The organism is Leifsonia sp. SIMBA_070 (genome assembly GCF_046534635.1).
GTDB lineage: Bacteria > Actinomycetota > Actinomycetes > Actinomycetales > Microbacteriaceae > Leifsonia.
Genome location: NZ_JAWRYK010000775.1, coordinates 1 through 245, shown reverse-complemented (window position 1 = coordinate 245; position 245 = coordinate 1). Strand labels below are relative to the sequence as shown.

The 245-nt window shown below is 69.0% G+C and carries 1 protein-coding gene; it reads right to left on the bottom strand.

Annotation, left to right across the window (positions count from 1 at the left end; all coding sequences use genetic code 11):
- Positions 1-227 (bottom strand): CHAD domain-containing protein (locus SB754_RS22325; protein WP_410784467.1); only part of this gene is annotated, 227 nt, incomplete at its 3' end.
- Between the last annotated feature and the right edge of the window lie 18 nt (positions 228-245).

Here is a 245-nt window from a genome sequence, read left to right as displayed (position 1 = left end):
AGCCGCTTGGCGTCCTTGCGTGCTTCATGGAGGGATTCGGACCGGTGGTCTTCATTGGGAGCAGAGCGGGCATCCTGCACCTGCCGGTGCAGGCGCCTGCGGTCCCGGCGCAGCATGCGGCCCGCCGCCTTGGCGGCCGGGGCTTTCGCCGCTTTCGTGAACTCCGGCCGGCTGACCACCAGTTCGAGGTCCTCCAACAGGCGCCGGTACCTGTCGCTGTCGAGCACGAGGGCAACCTCTGCCAG